At 69.4% G+C, this 20,181-nt stretch carries 21 protein-coding genes and 1 pseudogene; 14 read left to right on the forward strand and 8 right to left on the reverse strand.

What is annotated here, in order from left to right; all coding sequences use genetic code 11:
* The first annotated feature begins 19 nt into the window (after positions 1-19).
* On the forward strand, positions 20-568 hold the full coding sequence (locus QJS31_RS17975) for a ferritin (RefSeq protein ID WP_029930474.1): 549 nt from the start codon (positions 20-22) through the stop codon (positions 566-568).
* Between the two features lie 264 nt (positions 569-832).
* Here QJS31_RS17975 and QJS31_RS17980 read toward each other — a convergent pair whose 3' ends face one another.
* Entirely contained in the window at positions 833-1,750 is a 918-nt protein-coding gene (locus QJS31_RS17980) for a DUF5926 family protein (RefSeq protein WP_306357221.1), read from the reverse strand.
* A gap of 182 nt (positions 1,751-1,932) precedes the next feature.
* Positions 1,933-2,556, reverse strand: coding sequence for a superoxide dismutase (locus QJS31_RS17985; protein ID WP_306357222.1), 624 nt, complete (start codon positions 2,554-2,556; stop codon positions 1,933-1,935).
* A gap of 208 nt (positions 2,557-2,764) precedes the next feature.
* Between QJS31_RS17985 and msrA the strand changes: the two genes are divergently transcribed.
* A complete protein-coding gene (gene msrA, locus QJS31_RS17990) occupies positions 2,765-3,448 on the forward strand; it encodes a peptide-methionine (S)-S-oxide reductase MsrA (protein WP_282786268.1) in 684 nt (227 codons plus the stop codon).
* A 24-nt stretch (positions 3,449-3,472) separates the two neighbouring features.
* Here msrA and QJS31_RS17995 read toward each other — a convergent pair whose 3' ends face one another.
* On the reverse strand, positions 3,473-4,084 hold the full coding sequence (locus QJS31_RS17995; protein ID WP_143983333.1) for a hypothetical protein: 612 nt from the start codon (positions 4,082-4,084) through the stop codon (positions 3,473-3,475).
* A gap of 282 nt (positions 4,085-4,366) precedes the next feature.
* Between QJS31_RS17995 and QJS31_RS18000 the strand changes: the two genes are divergently transcribed.
* From QJS31_RS18000 to QJS31_RS18020, 5 genes are all read left to right on the forward strand, one after another.
* The gene (locus QJS31_RS18000; protein WP_282786269.1) at positions 4,367-4,741 is read left to right on the forward strand and encodes a rhodanese-like domain-containing protein; all 375 of its coding nucleotides are present in this window, start codon (positions 4,367-4,369) and stop codon (positions 4,739-4,741) included.
* 56 nt (positions 4,742-4,797) lie between these two features.
* Positions 4,798-5,868 carry a DUF4328 domain-containing protein gene (locus QJS31_RS18005; protein WP_306357223.1) on the forward strand — a complete coding sequence of 357 codons (1,071 nt, stop codon included), beginning with the start codon at positions 4,798-4,800 and terminating at the stop codon, positions 5,866-5,868.
* Entirely contained in the window at positions 5,865-6,629 is a 765-nt protein-coding gene (locus QJS31_RS18010; protein WP_282780723.1) for a glycerophosphodiester phosphodiesterase, read from the forward strand. The genes QJS31_RS18005 and QJS31_RS18010 overlap by 4 nt, the downstream gene beginning before the upstream one ends.
* A 161-nt stretch (positions 6,630-6,790) precedes the next feature.
* Positions 6,791-7,318, forward strand: coding sequence for a hypothetical protein (locus QJS31_RS18015; RefSeq protein ID WP_029930482.1), 528 nt, complete (start codon positions 6,791-6,793; stop codon positions 7,316-7,318).
* A 293-nt stretch (positions 7,319-7,611) separates the two neighbouring features.
* Complete coding sequence (locus tag QJS31_RS18020) at positions 7,612-8,415, forward strand: TMEM165/GDT1 family protein (RefSeq protein ID WP_306357224.1); 804 nt, start codon at positions 7,612-7,614, stop codon at positions 8,413-8,415.
* 321 nt (positions 8,416-8,736) lie between these two features.
* Here the strand turns inward: QJS31_RS18020 and QJS31_RS18025 are convergent.
* Both QJS31_RS18025 and QJS31_RS18030 read right to left on the reverse strand, forming a co-directional pair.
* Positions 8,737-8,904: pseudogene (locus QJS31_RS18025) on the reverse strand (TetR/AcrR family transcriptional regulator); the annotation flags it as partial.
* Positions 8,901-9,830: an SDR family NAD(P)-dependent oxidoreductase gene (locus tag QJS31_RS18030; RefSeq protein WP_282780719.1), complete on the reverse strand. Its 930-nt coding sequence runs from the start codon at positions 9,828-9,830 to the stop codon at positions 8,901-8,903. The gene QJS31_RS18030 and the pseudogene QJS31_RS18025, both read right to left, overlap by 4 nt.
* A 143-nt stretch (positions 9,831-9,973) precedes the next feature.
* On the opposite strand from QJS31_RS18030, the gene QJS31_RS18035 reads away from it, so the two are divergent.
* Complete coding sequence (locus QJS31_RS18035) at positions 9,974-10,741, forward strand: SDR family NAD(P)-dependent oxidoreductase (protein ID WP_306357225.1); 768 nt, start codon at positions 9,974-9,976, stop codon at positions 10,739-10,741.
* 175 nt (positions 10,742-10,916) lie between these two features.
* Here QJS31_RS18035 and QJS31_RS18040 read toward each other — a convergent pair whose 3' ends face one another.
* The 3 genes from QJS31_RS18040 to QJS31_RS18050 all read right to left on the reverse strand — a co-directional run bounded on the left by QJS31_RS18040 (position 10,917) and on the right by QJS31_RS18050 (position 15,347).
* Positions 10,917-11,117, reverse strand: coding sequence for a cold-shock protein (locus QJS31_RS18040; RefSeq protein ID WP_029930487.1), 201 nt, complete (start codon positions 11,115-11,117; stop codon positions 10,917-10,919).
* A 304-nt stretch (positions 11,118-11,421) separates the two neighbouring features.
* Complete coding sequence (htpG, locus tag QJS31_RS18045) at positions 11,422-13,386, reverse strand: molecular chaperone HtpG (protein ID WP_282780717.1); 1,965 nt, start codon at positions 13,384-13,386, stop codon at positions 11,422-11,424.
* Positions 13,383-15,347 (reverse strand): TM0106 family RecB-like putative nuclease, encoded by a 1,965-nt coding sequence (locus QJS31_RS18050; RefSeq protein ID WP_372341567.1) that lies wholly within the window; start codon positions 15,345-15,347, stop codon positions 13,383-13,385. The genes htpG and QJS31_RS18050 overlap by 4 nt, the downstream gene beginning before the upstream one ends.
* A gap of 438 nt (positions 15,348-15,785) precedes the next feature.
* Between QJS31_RS18050 and QJS31_RS18055 the strand changes: the two genes are divergently transcribed.
* The 6 genes from QJS31_RS18055 (at position 15,786) to QJS31_RS18080 (ending at position 20,110) form a co-directional block, all read left to right on the forward strand.
* The gene (locus QJS31_RS18055; protein ID WP_282780712.1) at positions 15,786-16,424 is read left to right on the forward strand and encodes a DUF6474 family protein; all 639 of its coding nucleotides are present in this window, start codon (positions 15,786-15,788) and stop codon (positions 16,422-16,424) included.
* A 267-nt stretch (positions 16,425-16,691) separates the two neighbouring features.
* Complete coding sequence (locus tag QJS31_RS18060; RefSeq protein ID WP_282780710.1) at positions 16,692-17,183, forward strand: hypothetical protein; 492 nt, start codon at positions 16,692-16,694, stop codon at positions 17,181-17,183.
* Positions 17,184-17,464: 281 nt separating this feature from the next.
* Positions 17,465-18,112 (forward strand): YcnI family protein, encoded by a 648-nt coding sequence (locus QJS31_RS18065; protein ID WP_306357226.1) that lies wholly within the window; start codon positions 17,465-17,467, stop codon positions 18,110-18,112.
* A complete protein-coding gene (locus QJS31_RS18070) occupies positions 18,109-18,642 on the forward strand; it encodes a copper resistance CopC family protein (RefSeq protein ID WP_306357227.1) in 534 nt (177 codons plus the stop codon). The genes QJS31_RS18065 and QJS31_RS18070 overlap by 4 nt, the downstream gene beginning before the upstream one ends.
* Positions 18,639-19,589 (forward strand): CopD family protein, encoded by a 951-nt coding sequence (locus QJS31_RS18075; protein WP_282780704.1) that lies wholly within the window; start codon positions 18,639-18,641, stop codon positions 19,587-19,589. The genes QJS31_RS18070 and QJS31_RS18075 overlap by 4 nt, the downstream gene beginning before the upstream one ends.
* 59 nt (positions 19,590-19,648) lie before the next feature.
* Positions 19,649-20,110: an SRPBCC family protein gene (locus QJS31_RS18080; protein ID WP_039808229.1), complete on the forward strand. Its 462-nt coding sequence runs from the start codon at positions 19,649-19,651 to the stop codon at positions 20,108-20,110.
* Positions 20,111-20,181: the final 71 nt, after the last annotated feature.

Genomic DNA, 20,181 nt, shown 5'->3' on the forward strand with positions numbered 1-20,181 from the left:
CAGGGTTAATGTCGTGTCTATGTCCAGCCACGCCAAGTCCCAGCGCAGCAAGTTCCACGCCCTGCTGCACGATCAGATCCGGAACGAATTCAACGCCGAACACCAGTACATCGCAATGGCGGTGTGGTTCGACAATGCCGATCTGCCCGTGCTGGCCAAGCATTTCTACAAGCAGGCCGTCGAAGAGCGCAATCACGCGATGATGATCGTGCAGTACTTCCTCGATCGGGATATCAACGTCGAATTGTCCGACGTCGACGCCCCGAAGGCGCAGTTCGCCAATGCGAAGGAAGCGTTGCAGCTCGCGCTCTCCCAGGAGCAGGCGGTGACCGAGCAGATCGTCCAGCTCGCCAGCACCGCCCGGGAAGAGGGCGACTACCTGGGCGAACAGTTCATGCAGTGGTTCCTGAAGGAGCAGGTCGAGGAGGTCGCCCACATGAAGACCCTCGTCAATGTCGCCGAGCGGGCCGCCGCGAATCTGTTCGATCTGGAGAATTTCGTCGCGCGCGAGATGAGTTCACCCTCGGACGCGTCCGGCGCGCCGTCCACCGCGGGCGGTCATCTGTAAAGCGGTACTCCCGAGTACGGCAGGCCCGGTCCCTTGCGCTGGACCGGGCCTGCCGTCTGTCTCCCGAGGGAGATCGGTCACTCGGCGCTCAGGGAGCCGAGCAGACCGGTGATGATTTCGAGAATCGCGTCCATGGTTTTCCTCATCTCTTGCTTCGGCGAGAAGATCCTCGCCTCCCCCGACCTTCCGGGGTGATGAGAACCTAACCGAGAGCCAGGTTAGAAATGAGGGTTTTTCAAAAAATTCCCCAGGAAATCTCGCGCGTCAGCGCAAGGTGACCTGACGCGAACGCAGACCATCGCGCGAGCGGCGTTCCGCACTCGTCAGCGGTTCGTCCACCGCCAGCGCCTCGACCAGTCGCGCACCGAATTCCGTTGCCCCCGGCACCCATTCGCTGGCGTGCCGCTCGCGGTCCAGATCGAAGACCGGCACCAGCACGCCGTGCGTCCGGAACGACCCCGCGAACCGCGACCCCTCACCCAGGTGCAGGTTCCCGGCCGCGTGCAGCCGGGCCAGGGCCAGCATCAGGGCGTCCTCGTCCTCCGGGCGCACCCAGCGCAGATGCGCCTTCTCCCCGGCGTCCACCCACCAGGCCGCGCCGATGGCGTCCCCGCCCAGCTCCAGCCGCGCCGACGGCATGATGGCCTGATTCGCCTGCTCGATGGTGGCGGCCACCTGCGGATCCGGGGTGACCCCCGCCGGCACCCACCAGTTGAAGTCCTGGTGCACCGTCAGATCCAGCGCCGCACCCGGATCCAGCACCTCGGCCAGCCCCGGCGCGCCCTCGGCGCTGGTGGCGGCCAACGACTCCCCCGGCTCCGCCGACTGCGTCCACAGAATCGCGGCCGCCAGATCCGCGGCCGGATCACCGGACTGGAACTGCACCTGCACACCCACGAACCCGGTCGGCTCGTCCCCGGCGCGCACCAGCGCCGACACCGCACCCGGCAGCACGGTGGCGAGCGTGACGGGACGTTCGGCGGCGACATTCGCCGACAGCTTCAGCGTGGCGGTCGCCGACGGCACGAACTCCCGTAGCGCCACCAGATCGCATTCCGCGGCCAAGCCCGCGAACGGCCGTGTCACCACCGACGCCGCCCGCTCCTGCGCCGCCCGACGCTCGGCCAGCTTCGCCTGCCGATTGCTCCCCGGCTTGGGACTGTTGCGCTTGCTCTTACCCATGAGGCGGGAGCGTAGCAGGACGGGGCGGGTTTCCCCGTTTTGACCTGCGTAGATGCCTGACATCGAGGGCGGTGTCGATACGGCCGCGAGACCGCGGCCGCCGGGATCGTGGTGGTGCGGGGACGACGAGGGCCCGCGAACCTCGGCGGTTCGCGGGCCCTCGCACCTCACTGCGGGTCGGCTCAGCCGAAGATGAGGCCCTTGCCCTGGGAGACGGCGCGAGCGAAGCGCTCCTGCACGTCCTCCCAGTTGACGACGTTCCAGAACGCGGTCACGTAGTCGGCCTTGACGTTCTTGTACTGCAGGTAGAAGGCGTGCTCCCACATGTCGACCTGCAGCAGCGGGATGATGCCCAGCGGGACGTTGGCCTGCTGGTCGTACAGCTGGAAGGTCAGCAGCTTCTGGCCCAGGGTGTCGTAACCCAGGACGGCCCAGCCGGAGCCCTGCAGACCGTTGGCCGCGGCGGTGAACTGCGCGCGGAACTTGTCGAACGAACCGAACTGGTCGTCAATGGCGGCGGCCAGCTCGCCGACCGGCTTGTCGCCACCGTTGGGGGAGAGGTTCTTCCACCAGATGGAGTGGTTCACGTGGCCACCCAGGTGGAAGGCCAGGTTCTTCTCGTACAGGAAGATCGCGCCGTGGTCGCCCTTCTCGCGGGCCTCCTCCAACTTCTCGAGCGCGGTGTTCGCGCCCGCGACATAGGCGGCGTGGTGCTTCGAGTGATGCAGTTCGTTGATCTGCCCGGAGATGTGGGGCTCCAGGGCGCTGTAGTCGTAATTCAGATCTGGCAGCGTGTACTCAGCCACGATGTCCCTTCCTCAGTGTCGGGGCCGTGTGCCCTCGGTGTGTAGAGCGCACCCAACCATCATTCGTACACCCGCTCGGTTGCAACCGGGGGCGCTCCCCCCTGATTCCGGCGCCGGTCGAAAATCCCAGCAAGTGGACGGTGCCCGCGCAGCACCGGCGCAAACAGGCCCCGCTTCGGGCCGAGACGGCTGCCGTAGCATCGAACCCATGTCGTGGTACGACGAACTCGTAGCCCGCATACGACTGCCGCAGGCCGTGCCGGTGACGCCGGAGCAGGCGTTGCCCGGCCGTGCCGAGCCGCTGGTCGTCCCGGAGCGACATTTCGTCAACGGGCATCCGCTGAAACCACCGTTCCCCGCGGGCACGGAGGTCGCGGTGGTGGCCATGGGCTGTTTCTGGGGTGCGGAGCAGGGCTACTGGCTGCACGACGGCGTGCACAGTACCGCCGTCGGATACGCCGGGGGCTATACGCCCAACGCCACCTACGAGGAGGTGTGTTCGGGGCGCACGGGGCATACCGAGGCGGTGTTGGTCGCGTTCGACCCCGAGGTCGTCGACTACGCGGGAATTCTGCGGTGGTTCTGGGAGAACCACGATCCGACCCAGGGCATGCGGCAGGGCAACGACCGCGGCACCCAGTACCGCTCGGCCGTCCTGACTCTCGACGACCGGCAGGCCGACATCGCGCACGAGACCGCGGCGGCGTATCAGGAATGTCTGACCGCGGCCGGGTACGGCAGCATCACCACCGAGATCGCCGCGCTACCGGATCTGTCCGCGTTCTACTACGCCGAGGGCTATCACCAGCAGTATCTGGCGAAGAACCCCGGCGGCTACTGCCCCGACCACGGCACCGGCGTGCGGTGCCCGATCGGCGGCCCGGGCACATAGGTCGTCGCGCGGAACTGCGCCCGGCTACAGCGCCGGCACGATATCCGGCCGCATGGTGCGGGGATCGCACCTGTCGTGCGCTTCCCACCACCGCATGCCGCCCGCGATGAAATCCGCGACCGGGATCTCGTGGCCGTGGCAGTCCTGGATGCTCACCCGGTCGAACCACACGCGGATATCGAGTTCGCGCGGGTCGATGCCCTCCTCCTGGGAGAACTCGAGAATGTGCGCGCCCTCGCCCGCACCGAGCACGGTGTCGAAGCTGAGCAGTTCCCGCCACAGCGCCCAGCTGCTGTCGTCGAGGTCGAAGAACTCCCAGCCGTGCAGTGCGCCGCCGCCGAAGCTGCGCACCGCGTCACCGAGCGTCTCGAGGGTGGCGGGCAGGATTTCCGGCTCCAGGTCGTCCCACTGCTGGCGACGGAAGGAGGCGGCGACCCGGCTGACGCCGGAGAGGGTGAGGAAAACCGCGCAGTCGGCGGGCGGTGGCCCGTCGAGCGGCAAGGTCAGCACATCGAGTTCGAGCCGTAGCCGAGCATTTGCCGGTTCGACCTGTATACCGAGGCAGGTCGCCTCGGACAGGGCGGTGTTGAGTCCGTTGGTGTCCAGAGTGTCGAGTAGCCCCCTGCTCGTATCCATGGTCCGAGGCTACCGAAAGTGCCTGCGTGAACCGGGGATTTTCGTTTTTGTGCAGTGTTGTCGTTTTTTACGGTTCCACCGGGAACCGATCGTTCCGGTGCTGCGTCGAAAGAGATATCCGGCCGAACGCTCCGGCACGTGGAGGGGACCTACCGGGGCGCTCGGCCGGACATTCCGGACAGGTCTCGACCTGTGGATCAGGTTGTGGATTATGTGGATAACCTGCCGCTCGACCGGAATGGAACTCCCCCGCCGCCGCGCCCCCGTGGCAGGATCGACAGGGTGACGAGCCCCGACATCCCCTCGGTACCGATCGACGCCGTGCCCGCGGAGTTCGACGCCGCCGAGCCGTGGGGCACGACCGACAGCGTGCCCGCCCTCCTGCTCGACGTCCGTGAACCCGACGAGTGGCGGCTCGGCCACGCGCCGGGCGCCATCCACATCCCCATGGTCGACGTCCCGGCGCGCACCGACGAAATAGATATCGACGCCCAGGTGTACGTGATCTGCCGCCAGGGCGGTCGCTCGATCCAGGTGGCCCAGTACCTCGAGCACATCGGCTACGAGGTCCTGCACGTATCCGGCGGCATGGTCGCCTGGCAGCAGGCGGGCCGTCCGCTCGCCGGCGACGACGAGCAACAGGCGAAGATCTACTAGATGAAGGGGGGACACGTCCGGTGAGTTCCGTTCCGCGATCGCCGACGCGATCGCCGGTGGTGCAACCCTGCGCCCGCTGCGGCGCGCGCTGGGCAGTGCAGGGCACGCCGCTGCACTGGTGTCCGCGCTGTCACGGCGTGTTGCTCTCGCCCGCGCCCGTCGACGCCCCGCCCGCCCGCCGCAACTACCGGTGGGTGGCCCGGCCGCCCGGCCGCCGCAAGTCCCCCGCGCCCGGCCCGCGCCGCTCCGGCTCGTGGCAGACCCCGCACTACACCCGAATCCCGCGCTGGGGGCTGCGCGACGTGCCGCCGCAGCCCGCCGTCGCCCCGGCCGGGCGATGGGACCGGCTCGCCGCCCGGGTACCACTGCTGTTGACCGTGACCGCCGGTGTGTTCCTCGCCGCCGGACTCGCCGAACTGGGCCGCTACGGCATCCTGCTGCGCAATCGCACCCGGCTCATCGAACCGTGGCTGCTGGCGCTCTCCGACGCGCTCGTCTACACCACCGCCCTGGCCGCCCTGCTGCTGGCGCTGGTCAGCGCGGTCGCGGTGGTCGGACGGCTCGCCGATCTCCGGCGCGCCGCATACGCCGAGGCCGGGCAACGGGATCCACGGTCGTCGCTCATGCTGGCCCTGGGCTGTCTGGTCCCGGTCGCGAATCTGCTGTGGCCCGGCGTCTTCCTCACCGAGGTGGCGCGGCGGCGCGCGGATCCGCGGCTGCTGCGGGCCGTCCGGATCTGGTGGGGCGTCTGGATCGGCAACGCCCTCATGGTGTTCGGCGCGCTGCTGTGGCGGCTGCCGGATTCGCTGCAGGCCGAGGCCGACGGCGTGCTGTGGACCGCCGTCACCGACCTGGTCGCCGCGGGCGTGGCCGTGCTGACGCTCTGGGTGCTGCGCGGCTGCGAGGGGCTGGATGTGCTCGGACGCCCGCGCGCCGGGCACCGCTGGACCGTGGCGACGGCTCCGGCCGAACCCGTCATCGAGCCGGTGCGGCCGGGCGGTTCCGCCGAACGCGCGGCGCGCGCCGCCGTCGGGAATGATGAGGCCACCGTGAGTGCACCGGCCGGTGAGCCCCAAAACCCGGACGGTTCGCCGGAATTCGAGCATGAGGAGGTATTGGCGAAGTGAGCCGGGACAGTCGTGCGCCGTTCGTGGTCGCGCATCGGGGCGCATCGGCGGCGAAACCCGAACACACCCTCGCCGCCTACGAACTCGCACTCCAGGAGGGCGCCGACGGCGTCGAATGCGATGTGCGACTGACCAAGGACGGCCAGCTGGTGTGCGTGCACGACCGCACCGTCGACCGCACCTCCTCCGGCACCGGCGCGGTCAGCGAGATGACCCTCGCCGAACTCGAGGCCCTCGACTTCGGGACGGACGGCGAGCCCGCCGCCGTGCTCACCCTCGCCCAGCTCATCGAGCTGGTGCTGGACTGGAAGAGCCGCCCCACCAAACTCTTCATCGAGACCAAGCATCCGGTCCGGTACGGCGCGCTGGTGGAGACCACGCTGTTGAACGAATTGCAGCGCTACGGCATCGCCACCCCCGCCTCCGCGGACCATTCCCGCGCCGTGGTCATGTCCTTCGCCGCGACCGCCGTCTGGCGCATCCGCCGCGCCGCGCCGCTGCTCCCGACGGTGCTGCTCGGTGAGTCGTCGCTCTACCTCTCCGGCGGCGCGGCCACCACGGTGGGCGCGACGGCCGTCGGCCCCTCGGTGCGCACCCTGCGCGAACACCCCGACCTGGTGGACAAGGCCGCCGCGGCGGGCCGCGCCACCTACTGCTGGACCGTCGACGACGCCGACGACGTCCAGCTCTGCGCCGACCTGGGCGTCAGCTGGGTCGCGACCAATCATCCGGGCCGCACCAAGGGCCTGCTGACGGTCTAGTTCGGCCGCGCCGCGACGGTCCGTGCCGCCGGTTACCCGCCGGCGTGCCCGTCTGCTAGCAATCTCTGGTACTTGTGTGCCAGTTGAGTTCCGGGCAACCTGGGTATCCCTACAGGTAGGACGGGCAGGGCCGCCCCGATTTCGGGTCTCGGGAGGCAGAGATGAATACGAACGACCATATCGGCGTGACGCCGTTCCAGGCGCGCGGAGCGCTGCGGGGATTCCTGATCTCCGGGCGGTGGCCGGATTCCACCAAGGAGTGGGCGCAACTGCTGGTGTTGGCCGTGCGGGTGGCCAGCCTGCCGGGGCTGCTGCCGACCACGACGGTGTTCGGGACCCGGGACGATCTGCCCGACGATCCGGAGCCCGGCACGGTGGGGCTGGTGCTGGCCGAGGGGCCGGTGCTCGGCGACGAGGCATTGCAGCCGGGACGGTTTGCCGAGCATGTGCCATCGGCCTTGCTCATGCTGCATCCGCCGCGCGAGACGCGGCCGTCGCTGCCCGAACTGGCGGGCGCGGCATCGGGCTGCGTGCTGCTGCCGGGGGTGCCGCATCTGGGGCTGGAACATCGCGCGGCCTGGGTGGAGACCGATTGCGACGGCGTGGTGACCTCCATGGTTTCGCGTGTGGGCGTCGATCCGATCAGCGACCCCGACACTGCGGTTCTGGCCATGCTGCTGGCCGCGTGAGGGTTCCCGAAACCACCGCGCAGGACTCCCAAACTTATTGCGCGCATTGCGATTTCGATTACGTCGGGTTGGCGGCGGGCGGTTTGCCGGGGTAGAGTGGCCGACAGCGAAGGGGAGTAGCCCCCAATCGCGCAGTCGACATACTGGTCCCGTGGCGGATCCGGCTGCGGGAACCGGATTTCCGGTGGGCGAGACCTTCGGCCGATGACAACCGATCCGAATTGCCGGTGCGGTGTCGGCTGAAGGGCTCTGTGTCGTTCAGCCGACAGGCCGGAGCCCTGGGAGCCTGAACGATGATCACCACCGTGTTGCTGAGTTTCGGCGCACTGTTCCTCGCCGAACTGGGCGACAAATCGCAACTCATGGCGCTGACCTTCGCGCTGCGCTACCGCTGGTGGGTGGTGCTGAGCGCGATCGCCACCGCGAGCGTGGCCGTGAACCTCATGGCCGTCGGGGTGGGCCACTTCCTCGGCGCGGCGCTGCCGACCGAGCTGATCTCGCTGCTCGCCGCCGTCATCTTCCTGGCCGTGGGCCTGTGGACGCTGCGCGACGTGCTGCCCGCACCGGCCGCCGACGACCCCGGCACGGCGACCACCCGGCCCACCTCGCGCTCGGCGTTCTTCGTGGTGCTGTCCGCGTTCATGTTGGCCGAACTCGGCGACCGCACCATGTTCGCGACCATGGCGCTGGCCACCGACCGGGGCTGGCTGGCGGTGTGGATCGGCTCGGTGGTCGGGATGGTGGCGGCGGGCGCGCTGGCCATCGCCGTCGGCGTCACCGTGGGCAGGCATATTCCCGAACGTGCCATCGCCACCTGTTCCGGCCTGCTGTTCCTCTACTTCGGCGGGCTGACGCTACTGGGCACCGTGACGCGGCTGGGTCCCGCGGCCACCGCGCTCGCCGCCGCCGTACTACCCGTCCTGGCCGGGCTCGTGCTGCTGATCCTGCGCCAGCGGCGTCCCGAACAGGTCCCCGCTGCGGGCGACCAGGTCGAGCATGGGCTCCCGCAGGTCGTGCAGTCCCTCGATGTCGTCGGTGGCGATACACGCGGTGACCATGGAACTCAGGGCCGCCACCAGGGTCTGGCAGGCGAATAGCTGCTGTTCGGTTTCCGCGCCCAGCACGTCGCCGACGATGGCGACGAAGGTCTCCTGCAGGCTGGTGCGGCGGTGGATGGCCTCGCTGCCGACGGCGTAGACCTCGACCAGGAACAGTCGGGCATAGGCGGGGTGCGCGGACAGTCCGTCCAGGTAGGAGGTGAGCAGCCGCTCCAGCCGCTGCCGCTGGGTCTCCCCGTCGGGGCTGCGGCCGGTGGCGTCGAGGATGCCGGCGAGCAGCAGTTCCACCGCGCGTTCGAAGGCGGCCTCGAAGCAGTCCTCCTTGGAGCGGAACTGCTCGTAGAAGGTTTCCCGGGAGACCCCGGCGCGTTTGATGATGGCCGCGACCGGTGTGCCGACATAGCCGTTCTCGGCCATCGCCTCGGCCATCGCGAGCAGGATGCGGTCGCGCTGGGCGCGCACCACGGTCTCCCGGGGCAGGCCGTGGCGGCCGCGGGGCAGGCGGGCGGTGACTGCCGAGTCGGTCATACGCTCTCCGTCGTGCGTGTTCGGGCGGGCCGCCGCAGTCGGCGCGGGCGGGCGGGCTGGTCGGTCGTGTAGGGCGCCACCTCGGTGCGGGCGATCTCCACGCCGGAGGCGACACCCGACCGCAGCGTCGTATCCACGGCCCACTGCCCGATGCCGCGGAACCACAGCAGCGGGCCCACCCAATAGGGTGACACGACCCGCCGCGATCGGCGTGCCAGCGCGCGTTCCAGACCGTCGATGGCCGGGCCGAGCGGGGCCACGTTCGAGACGGTGTCGCGGCCCAGGATGGCGTGCGCGGCCTCGGTGCCGAAGCCACGCCCGGTCATCTCGGTGTCGAGTTCAGCGAAGTAGGCGATGCCGACCCGAGCTCCGGTGTGCCGCAATTCGATTCGCAGCGTGTTGCCGAGCGCGTCGACGGCGGCCTTGGAGGCGCTGTACGCCCCCGCCAGGGGTAGGTGGATGGCCGCCGCCAGCGAGGACACCAGCAGCGCGTAGCCGCCCGCGTGGGCGATATGCGGTCCGGCCGCGCGCAGCGTGTAGTAGACGCCGAGCACATTGACGGTGAGCGTCTCCTCCAATACCGCCGGATCGCCGCCGATGAGCGGCAGCTGCCGGGCGATACCGGCATTGGCGACCACGGCGTCCAGTCCGCCGAGTTCGCTCACCAGGGAGGTGATCACCCGCTCGACCTGGGTCGGATCGCCGACATCGCAGTAGCGCCACGGCGCGTCCCCGCAGTCGGCGGCCACCTGCGCCAGCAGGTCCTGCTCGATGCCGAGCAGGGCCACCCGGGCGCCGTGCGCGTGCAGCTGCCGGGCGAGGGCGGCTCCGATCCCGCGCGCCGCGCCGGTAACCAGAATCCGTCGTCCTTCGATATCGGGAGGCGAACCGAAGCGGCGTAGCCAACGGGCCGAGCGGGCTTTCATGGGATGACGGTAGCACTCAACGAACAGCAGTGTTCGCAAACTAGACGTCCGGACCCGTCGCAGCGGCGCTGCGGCCCACCGTTATCGTGCTATTGACGGAAGGCCAGCGAGAGGCCGTCCACCGTTGGAGAGGACCAATCACCGTGGAGATTTCGGGCTCCGCCGCAATTGTCACCGGAGGCGCGTCCGGTCTGGGCGCCGCGACCGCCAAGCGCTTCGCCGACCTGGGCGCCACCGTTTTCGGGTTCGACCTGCCGCAGTCGATCGAGCGCGCCGGGGACAGCGTGCCCGCCGGTGTCACCCTGATCCCGACCGATGTCACCAGCGGTGACGAGGTGGCCGCCGCGGTCGCCAAGGTCGTCGAGTCCGGTGTGCCGCTGCGCATCGTCGTCAACTGCGCCGGTGTGGGCTGGGCGGGCCGCATCCTGTCCAAGAACGGACCGCACGATCTGGAGCTGTTCCGCACGGTCATCACCGTGAACCTGCTCGGCTCCTTCAATGTCATGCGCCTGGCCGCCGAGGCCATGGCCAAGACCGAGCCGGTCGACGAGTACGGCCAGCGCGGCGTCGTCATCAACACCGCCTCGGTGGCGGCGTTCGAGGGCCAGATCGGGCAGATCGCCTACTCCGCATCCAAGGGCGGCGTGGCCGGTATGACCATTCCGGCCGCCCGCGACCTGGCGCAGTTCGGCATTCGCGTGAACACCATCGCGCCCGGCATCATCGACACCCCGATGCTCGCCGGTGTCACCGAGGAGTACCGCAAGGGTCTGGAGGCGGGCGTCCCCTTCCCGTCGCGGCTGGGCCGTCCCGACGAGTACGCGCAGCTGGCGCAGTACATCGCCGAGCACGACTACCTGAACGGCGAGACCTTCCGCATGGACGGCGCGCTGCGCATGGCTCCGCGCTGACGCTGGGTCGTGGGGGCTTCGCCCCCACACCCCCGACGGAAAGGTAGACCGGCGGCGCTGCCCCCGGCCCCGGGCCGAGCGGAAAACCACAAGGCCCGCACCGAGATTCGGTGCGGGCCTTGGTCTTCGAACTGGCTAGCTCGAATATTCTAAGCCTATCTAAGCGCTATATGTCTCAGTGCTTGCGCACAGCGGAGGCCTGCGGGCCCTTCTTGCCCTCGGTGATCTCGAACGAGACCTGCTCGCCCTCTTCGAGGCCGCGGTAGCCGGTGCCTTCGATCTCCGAGTAGTGGACGAAAACGTCGGGGCCACCCTCGCGCGAGATGAAGCCGTAGCCCTTCTCCGCGTTGAACCACTTGACGGTGCCCTGAACCATTACCTTCTCCTGACAGGGTGTTTCTTATATAACGGTCGCCGCGGTCACGGCGACCGGGTCGATTCAGACGGCGACTTGCTACTTGGATGCCAAGAGAAGCGACGCCCGCACAATGTTCCGCGCGAGCATGTGTCAAGCATGAACACGAAAAACCAACGACCAAGAAGTACAACGTACGCTACGAAGGCGAGTTCCCGAAATCGCCTAAACATGTCGATGGTCACAATCTTGATCGGGTACGCATAACCGACCACTGATGTTGTTTCTGGTGGGAGTGCCCGCCCCCGCGGACACTCCCTCCAGATCAGACGGTGCGGGTGAGCCGTTCGGCCAGGATGCGGGCGAACTGCGCCGGATCCTTCAACTCGCCGCCCTCGGCCAGCACCGCGGTGCCGTACAGCAGCTCGGCGGTCTCGGCCAGATCCGAACTCTCCTCCGCCGAACGCTGCGCGAAGGCATCGCGCAGACCGGTCACCAACGGATGCGCCGGGTTCAGCTCCAGAATGCGCTTGGTGTGCGGCAGGTCCTGCCCGGAAGCGCGGTACATGCGCTCCAGCATCGGGGTGAAGTCGAACACATCACCCACGACGCAGGCGGGCGAGGTGGTGAGCCGGTTGGTCAGGCGCACCTCCTTGACCTCCTCGGCCAGGGTCTCCCCCAGCCACTTCAGCACCTCGGCGAAATCCTTCTCCTGCTGTTCGCGCAGGGCCTCGGATTCCTTCTTCTCCTCCTCGGTCTCCAGATCCACCTCACCCTTGGCGATGGACTGGAACGGCTTGCCGTCGAACTCCGGCACCGCGCCGACCCACATCTCGTCCACCGGATCGGTGAGCACCAGCACCTCGATGCCCTTGGCCCGGAACGCCTCCATATGCGGGGAGTTCTCGATCTGCTGGCGGGACTCGCCGGTCAGGTAGTAGATCGCGGACTGGCCGTCCTTCATGCGCTCCACGTACTCCGCCAGCGAGGTGGGCTCGGTCTCGGAGTGGGTGGAGGCGAACGAGGCGATGCTCAGGATGGTCTCGCGGTTGTCGGTGTCGGAGAGCAGACCCTCCTTGACGACCCGGCCGAATTCCTTCCAGAACGTCTCGTACTTCGAGGCGTCCCCGTCCTCGGCCTGCCCGGCGGCCTTCATGTCCTTGACCGTGGACAGCACCTTCTTGACCAGCCGCTTGCGGATGGCCCGGATCTGCCGGTCCTGCTGCAGGATCTCGCGCGAGACGTTCAGCGACAGATCCTGCGCGTCCACCACACCCTTGACGAAGCGCAGATACTCCGGCATCAGCTCTTCGCAGTTGTCCATGATGAACACCCGCCGCACATACAGCTGCACGCCGCGCTTGTGCTCCCGCGCGAACAGGTCGAACGGCGCGTGCGACGGAACGAACAGCAGCGCCTGGTATTCGAAGGTGCCCTCGGCCTTCATGGGGATGATCTCGAGCGGATCGTCCCAGGCGTGCGAGACGTGCTTGTAGAACTCCTTGTACTCCTCCTCGGACACCTCGCTCCTGGGGCGGGTCCACAGGGCCTTCTGGGAGTTCAGCGTCTGGGTTTCGGTGATCTCCTTCTCGGTCTTCTCCTCGCCCTCACCCTCGGTGACGGTGCGCTTCACATCCATGCGGATGGGCCAGGCGATGAAATCCGAGTACTTGCGGACGATCTCGCGGAGCTTCCACTCCTGCGTGTAATCGAAGAGGTGATCGTCCTCGTCGGCGGGCTTGAGGTGCAGCTGCACCGTGGTGCCCTGCGGGGCCTCGTCCAGCTCCTCGATGGTGTAGGTGGAGCTGCCCGCGTTCGACTCCCAGCGGGTGCCGCCGGTCTCGCCCGCCTTGCGGGTGGTGAGGGTGACCTTGTCGGCCACCATGAAGGTCGAGTAGAAGCCGATGCCGAACTGGCCGATCAGCTCCTCCGCCTCGGTCTGCGACTTCTTGGCCTCCAGCAGCTGCTTGCGCAGCTCCGCCGTGCCGGACTTGGCGAGGGTGCCGATCAGATCCACGACCTCGGCGCGGGACATGCCGATGCCGTTGTCGCGCACGGTCAGCACCCGGTTGTCCCGGTCCACCTCGAGTTCGATGTGCAGATCGGAAGTGTCGGCGGTCAGATCCTTGTCCCGGAACGACTCGAGCCTCAGCTTGTCGAGAGCGTCGGAGGAATTCGAGATCAGTTCCCGCAGGAAGGTGTCCTTGTTCGAATAGACCGAGTGGATCATCAGCTCCAGGAGCTGATGCGTCTCGGCCTGAAACTCCAGTTGTTCGACGTGATCGGTCACGTCGTGATGGTACGACGCGCGAAATCGGCGATGGCGGGAACCTCGGCATCCGCGCGATCGGTCATCCAGTCCCGCAGGATCTTCGTGGCCAGCACATCGTCCTCGTTGTACTCGAGGATGCGGGTGCGCTGGGACAGGTCCGGATCGCCCTCGTAGCCGACGGCCAGGCGATACCAGCTCATGGACGCCTCGCCACTGGCCTCCGGATCACGCCACGCGAATCCGGCGACGGGGGCGATCTTCTTGAGGCCCTTGCCGTTCGGGCAGATGAACTGCTCGGAGACGGCCTGGAACATGTCCACCCAGTCCGGCCCGTCGACGAACTGCTGGATCTGCTTCTCGGTGGGCACCCCCGGTTGCCCGGCGAAGCGGCGGGCCGACTCGTAGAGCCACTTGTCCTCGGCGGTGCGGGAATAGCAGTAGGCGGCAAAGGTTTTCCCGCTGGCCTTCGCCTCGGCGCGGATGCCCATCAGCCAGTTCCAGAACTCGGCGAAGGATCGGCCCTCGTCCGGGGTGGGTAGCGGATCCCAGGTGACGAAGGGACGGTAGACGCCGTCGAGCAGGGTGCCCCACAGGTAGGCCCCGTGCTCCTGGAAGCTCTCCAGGTCCACGTCCACCTCGACGTCCGCGCGCCGCACCGTGACCCGGTCGACGCGGCGGACCAGGGGTGCGCCGGTGGCCCAGGCGCGGGCGGTGACCACGGTCTCGGTGAACGGCTCGTACTGCCAGTCGTCCGGATCGTCGCCGGTCCATCCGGCCAGATCGTCGATGGTGTCGACGCCGTGGCGGCGCAGCACCTCGGCGCGCGAGCCGGGCGCGACCAGGCTGATGTCGCGGTGGGCGATCAGCCACTTCTCGCACGCGCCGGCGAGGGCGTCCACGGCGACCGGGTCGGCGGTCTCGGCGGAGGTTACCGGGACCGTCGCGGGCGTGATCGCCGCGCCGTTGACGGGCGCGGATTCGGCGCGGGCCGTGGTGTCGTCGGCGGTTGCGGTGTCGTCGGCCGTTGCGGTGTAGTCGGCGGTTCTGGTGTCGTCGGCGGTTCTGGTGTCGTCGGCGGTTCTGGTGTCGTCGGCGGCCGCGGCGGCACGCTGCCCCAGGGCCGTCGGGGCGGTGCGGGTCCACCACGGGCACTGGCGGCACTCGGGCACCTTCGACGGAATGGTCGGCAACTCCCCCCGCACCACGGCGACCCGATCGGCGTAGCGCTGGTCGTAGTCGTCGAGGATCGGGCCCAGGTCGTGCACCAGGATGCGGTCGAAGTGATAGCCGATGGCACCGCCGACCAGGGCGGGGCTGGCGTAGCCGTGGCGCTGCAACATGCGGTAGAGGTGGGCCAGCCGCTGCTGGTCGCGCTGCTGCGGGCGGGTGCGGACGTGCTTGTCCGGCCGCGGATTCCAGCGGTACAGGTCGCTGGTGGTGGGGTGGTAGTCGGCCGGGTCGGGTTGGCGCGGATCGGTGACCTTGTGGTTCACCACGATGATCGGGATGTAGCCGCCGCGATCGGCGTCCCGCCACAGGATTTCGCAGCCGCCGCGCCGCCCGGTGTCGGGTTCCTGCGGCAGTAGCGCGCCCCAGATGCGGTCGACGCCCGCCGCGCAGGCCGCCATGGTGGCCTCGGCGCGCTGCGCGGCCGAGCGGGTCGGGTCGATCACCACCCAGCGGTTCGGATCGGCCGCGATGAGCGTGTCGCGCACATTCTCCCGATGCGCCTGCGCCGCCTCCCGCCGCTGCTTCACCCCGGCGTCCTCGGCCACGCCCGACATCGCCCCCGGATGCAGGGCGTCCAGATGCAGCCGGTGACGGCAGCCGATCAGCGCCCGCGCGTCGATGAAAGACACTCGCTCGGTACGGAACTCGGCCGTCGACTCGGACCCGACGGCCGCCGTATCGGCCGGTCGCCGATCGTCGGCAGCGCCGTGTCTGTCGCGACCCAGCCGGTCGCCAATGCCCGAATCCACGCATAGCAGTATGGCGTGAGCCCCCGACACCCCCATCCGCCCGCCCCTCTCCTCGCCCGGCGGAAGCGGGAAAAGGCGGGCAACGCTCGCCGCGCCGGCGTGACATCACCACGGCGCGGACCTGCAACCGGCGAGGGTCGAGGTTCGAGTCGTTCCGCGGCATCGCATGACCTCTCCACCTGGCTCGCCGCTGTGCACCCCGCCCTGGTGTCCGCCGGCTCCCTTCGTGCCACGCTGCCGCCCGGCGGCTTCGTCCGCACCCGGCGCTCCCCTCGTACGGACGCCGACCGGGCTGCCCGCGCGCCGGTAAACGGGCATCACGGTCACGGTCGCGGGTGTGGACCCGCTACTGTGGGCGGCAAACCGTGTGACATGGGCGGACGGGCGAATTCCCCGGCCTGTGCCGCCATGGCGAACCAGCGTGACGGAGGCCGTTCTATGGGGTTGTTCACCAAGCGCAAGAAGCGGGTCAGCCGCCGAGCGGAGGCGAAGGCCCTCAAGCACAAGGCGGCGATCGAGGCCAAGCTCGGGGCCAAGAACGAGCGCAAGCGCAACCGGGCCGAGATCCGCACCCAGGAGAAGGTGGCCAAGGCGCAGATCAAGGCGCTCGAGGCGGAGGAGAAGGCGGCGCTCAAGGTGGCGGCGCGGGCCGAGCGGGAGCTGTTCAGCGCGGCGCAGGTGCGCAAGTACCTCGGCGTGGCGCGGATCCTGGTGCCGGTGCTGGCCCCGCTGGCGTACCGCGGCGCGACCTTCGTGCGCGGCCAGATCGACAACCGCCGGGCGCAACAGCTGGGAATCGGCCTGGATCAGCTCAGCGAATTCTCCGGACCGGGTGCGAAACTGCGCGCGCGCATCGCCAACGTGGAGACCACGATCGGCGAATTGGAGTCCAAGGACGCCGATGTGGACACCAAGAAGTTCGCCACCGCCACCCGCGACCGCCTGGACAGCCTGAGCGCCGCCGTGCGCACCGCCGACCAGATGCCGGTCCAGCGCCGCCGCGCCGTGCACGCCTCCATCTCCAATGAACTGTCGGGCGTCGAGTCGGACGTACTCGCCCGCCTCGGCGTGCGCTGACCCGGCTGTTCGATGCCAGACCGTGGCCGCACCGACCGCCGAGGCGACACGCCCGGCGGAACCGTGCGGTCGCGCAATCCCGAGGGCCGACACCACGACCGGGCAGCGGCGGCGGATCGGCCCCGCCTGTCGGCCCACCGTTCCGACGGGCGACGCGCGCTCCTGACGACGGCGGCAACTCGCCCCACGCCGGGCCTGGCCCGGCGGCGGCGACCGGTCACCGTGCGCGGTGCGGAATCACCTGCACGACAGCATGAGTCGCGCCGCGTGCGCGGGTTCCTGGTAGGGGTCACGGTCGCGGCGCTGGCCATTGCCGCGCACGGCGCGGCCGGGGCCGACATTCCCGAGTCGGCCGGGGTAACGCTGCTGTTGCTGATCTCCGGTGCGGCCGGGGTGTCGGCGGCGGTATCGACGCGATCCCGGATGGCGCTGCTCGGCTGGCTGCTCGCCGGGCAGCTGGCCTGCCACGGCGCGCTGTCGGCGCTGTCCGGGCACACCCACGGTGCGGGTGCGGTGGCCGACCGGTGGATGATCACGGCCCATGTGCTGGCGGCCGGGTGCTGCGCGGTGCTGCTGGCGGTGGTCGAGCGGCTGTACGGGCTTGTCTCCCAGGCGGTCCGGGCGGCGACCACCCGCCCTGCGGTGCCGGCGACGGGCGGTGAGGTGAGCCGGTGGCCGACTGTGGCGGGAGCGGTGCGGCACGCGCTGGCCGTCGGTGCGATCGGCCCCCGCGCACCGCCCGTTCCGGGCTGTCGCTGACCGCAGCCGCACCGAGGGTCGGCACCGCCGACGCACACGGGCTGTCGCACTGCCGACGTGTACCGGGTCACGCATCGCACCGAGGCACTACGCCGCACGGGGCGTTCGACATCGGTCGCGGGCCGACCGGCGCGATGGTCGTCGTAGCGGCTGACGCACACCGGCTGAGCGCACCACTGCCGCTGGGCCGACAACACCACTGCCGCGTTGGGCCGACAACACCTGTTGGGCCGACGACACCGGCACCCACCGAACCCCTTGTCAGAGAAAGCCATCCACCTATGCACACATCGCTATCGCGTGCGCTCGGCACGGCCGTCGCGGCCGCGAGCCTCACGCTCTTGGGCGCGGGTACCGCCTTCGCCCATGTCACCGTGGACGCGCCCGGCGCGCAGCAGGGCGGGTACACGGTCGCCACCTTCCGGGTGCCGACCGAATCCGATACCGCGTCCACCACCGAACTCGTTGTCACCCTGCCGAATCTGAAGAGCGCCCGCACCGAGCCGCTGCCGGGGTGGGCCGCGAAGGTCGACCGCAATGCGCAGGGTGAGGCGACCTCGGTCACCTGGACCGCCGAGCCGGGCAATCCGGGTGTGGGTCCCGGCCAGTTCCAGCGATTCGTCATCTCCCTCGGGCGGCTCCCCGAGACCGAGACCGTGAGCTTCGCCGCCGCCCAGACCTACAGCGACGGCACGGTCGTGCGCTGGGATCAGCCGGAGACCGGGGGTGCGGAGCCCGAACATCCCGCTCCGACACTGACTCTCGCGGCGGGCGACGGCGACGGGCACGGCCACACCGTCGGCGACTCCGCCGCCGCGGAGACCGACACCGACACCACCGCCCGCTGGCTCGGCGGCATCGGCCTGGCGCTGGGCGCGCTGGGTTCGGCCCTGGGTCTGGGCGCGGTCCTGCGGAGCCGCCGGTCATGATGCGACGTGTGATCGCCGGTGTGGTCACCGGCCTGCTGGTGAGCGGTATGACCCTGCTGGGCGCGGGCACCGCGAGTGCGCATTCATCGGTGGTGGGCAGCGACCCGGCCGCCGGGGCGGAGATCGCGACCGGGCCGGAGCGGGCCACGGTCACCTTCAACGAGGATCTGCAGACCAGTTTCCCGTCCATGACCGTGACCGGTCCGGACGGCAATCTGTGGTCGAAGGGCGAGCCGACGGTGGCGGGCCGCAGCATCAGCGTGGCGGTCGGCGAACTGGGTCCGGTCGGCGAGTACAAGATCGCCTACCGGGTCACCTCGGCCGACGGCCACCCGGTGAGCGGCAAGATCAGCTTCACGCTCACCCAGGAGGGCACCGGCACCCCCGGCCCGAAGGCGAATGCCAAGGCGGGCGAGGACGGCGACGGCGGCGGCTTCCCGCTGTGGATCTTCATCGTGGGCGCGGTGGTGCTGTTCGGCGGCGGCCTCGCCTTCGCGCTGCTCGGTGGTCGGGGTAAGCGACGTTCGTGAGCCGGTCCGACCGCACCGATCGCCGTGGGGGGACCGGCGGCATCCGACGTTGGCTGCTGCTGGTCGTCCCCGCGGGCCTGCTGGGCGCACTGCTGGCGTGGATGCTGGCCGGGGCCGACCCGGTGCAGCCGGAGGCCCCGACCCGGGCACTGGCGGACTGCGCGGGCGCGGCGGTGCTCGGCCTGGCCGCACTCCCCCGCCTGCACGACCGGCTCGACATCCCGTGGCGCGTGCTCGCCATCGCGGCGGGGGTGTGGGCGGCCCTGGAATTCGCCATGCTCGCCTTCGAAGCCGCCGAGGTGCTGGGTGTCTCGGTGGGTGAGCTGGGCGCGCGGCAGTTCGGCGGTTTCCTCACCGATGTGAGCGGCGGCCAGATCGGCATCGCCATCCTGCTCGGCAGCGGTGCGGTGGCGGCCTACAGCGCCTTCGGTTTCCGGCTGCCGGAGCGGGCCACCCCCGATCTGGTGCTGGTGTTCACGGCGGTGACCCTCGCGCTGCGGCCGATCACGGGACATATGTCACAGCAGGCGTTCGGTTCGGTGCTGGCCGCCGTGCACGCGCTGGCGGCGGCGGCCTGGTTCGGGCTGCTGCTGGCGCTGGCGCTGGTGGTGCGGACCCGCGGCGAGTGGGCGGTGTTGCTGCCCCGCTATTCGGCGTGGGCGCTACCGCTGGTGGGCGTGGTGGGACTGACCGGCCTGGTGAACGGTCTGGTGCGGATGGGCGGTCCGGCGGCGCTGGTGACCACCGGCTACGGTCGCATTCTGCTGGCCAAGACCGTACTGCTGGCGGCGCTGATCGCGCTGGGCTGGTGGTGGCGCAGGCGCTGGGTGCCGGTGGCCGCCGATCACCGCATGACGGCCGAGTCGTCGCTGCGGCGCGCGGTGCTGGAGACGGTCGCCATCGCGGTCGTTTTCGGACTCGCTGCTACACTCGCCGTCACCGCGTGAGACCTGGTGTGACACACCCGACCCGCCGACCAAAACTAGAACACGTTACAGTCGAGCGCATGACCGAAGTCAAGATCATCGCAGACTGCGCGGCCTCGGCCGAATCCGCGTTCGCCTACGTGAACGACTACCGCAATCTTCCGAAGTTCATCACCGAGATCAGCGCGTTCACCCCGCTCACCGAACAGACCGAGGGCGTCGGCGCGACCTTCGACGGCACCATTCAACTCGGCCCCGTCACACTGCACTCGACCATCGAGATCGTCCGCCACGAAGAGAATTTCGCCATCGGCGTGAAGTCCATCAAGGGCTTCGAGATCGAGTCCACCTTCCTGTTCCACGCCAAGGGCGAGCACGCCTGCACCGTCGACGCCATCGTCGACTACCGGGTGCCGGGCGGTATCGCGGGCAAACTGCTGGGCAAGACCATCGAGCCGTTCGTGAAGATGGCCGTGAAGAGCTCCACGCACCACCTGACCACCCAGATCGCCGCCTACCACCGCAGCGACGCCAACGCCTGATCACGCATCCGGACGGTCGCCGACGACGCCGACCCCGGTATGCCCGCCGCCCCGAGGGGCCGCGAATACTC

Origin of the sequence: Nocardia sp. CC213A (genome assembly GCF_030766805.1) — a bacterium.
Taxonomy (GTDB): domain Bacteria; phylum Actinomycetota; class Actinomycetes; order Mycobacteriales; family Mycobacteriaceae; genus Nocardia; species Nocardia otitidiscaviarum.

Coding starts and splice junctions, on each gene's coding strand:
- QJS31_RS17975 (WP_029930474.1), top strand. CDS start 20: ATGTCCAGCCACGCCAAGTCCCAGCGCAGCAAGTTCCACGCCCTGCTG.
- QJS31_RS17980 (WP_306357221.1), bottom strand. CDS start 1,750: ATGGGTAAGAGCAAGCGCAACAGTCCCAAGCCGGGGAGCAATCGGCAG.
- msrA (WP_282786268.1), top strand. CDS start 2,765: ATGTCGTGGTACGACGAACTCGTAGCCCGCATACGACTGCCGCAGGCC.
- QJS31_RS17995 (WP_143983333.1), bottom strand. CDS start 4,084: ATGGATACGAGCAGGGGGCTACTCGACACTCTGGACACCAACGGACTC.
- QJS31_RS18015 (WP_029930482.1), top strand. CDS start 6,791: ATGAATACGAACGACCATATCGGCGTGACGCCGTTCCAGGCGCGCGGA.
- QJS31_RS18020 (WP_306357224.1), top strand. CDS start 7,612: ATGATCACCACCGTGTTGCTGAGTTTCGGCGCACTGTTCCTCGCCGAA.
- QJS31_RS18030 (WP_282780719.1), bottom strand. CDS start 9,830: ATGAAAGCCCGCTCGGCCCGTTGGCTACGCCGCTTCGGTTCGCCTCCC.
- QJS31_RS18040 (WP_029930487.1), bottom strand. CDS start 11,117: ATGGTTCAGGGCACCGTCAAGTGGTTCAACGCGGAGAAGGGCTACGGC.
- QJS31_RS18055 (WP_282780712.1), top strand. CDS start 15,786: ATGGGGTTGTTCACCAAGCGCAAGAAGCGGGTCAGCCGCCGAGCGGAG.
- QJS31_RS18065 (WP_306357226.1), top strand. CDS start 17,465: ATGCACACATCGCTATCGCGTGCGCTCGGCACGGCCGTCGCGGCCGCG.
- QJS31_RS18070 (WP_306357227.1), top strand. CDS start 18,109: ATGATGCGACGTGTGATCGCCGGTGTGGTCACCGGCCTGCTGGTGAGC.
- QJS31_RS18080 (WP_039808229.1), top strand. CDS start 19,649: ATGACCGAAGTCAAGATCATCGCAGACTGCGCGGCCTCGGCCGAATCC.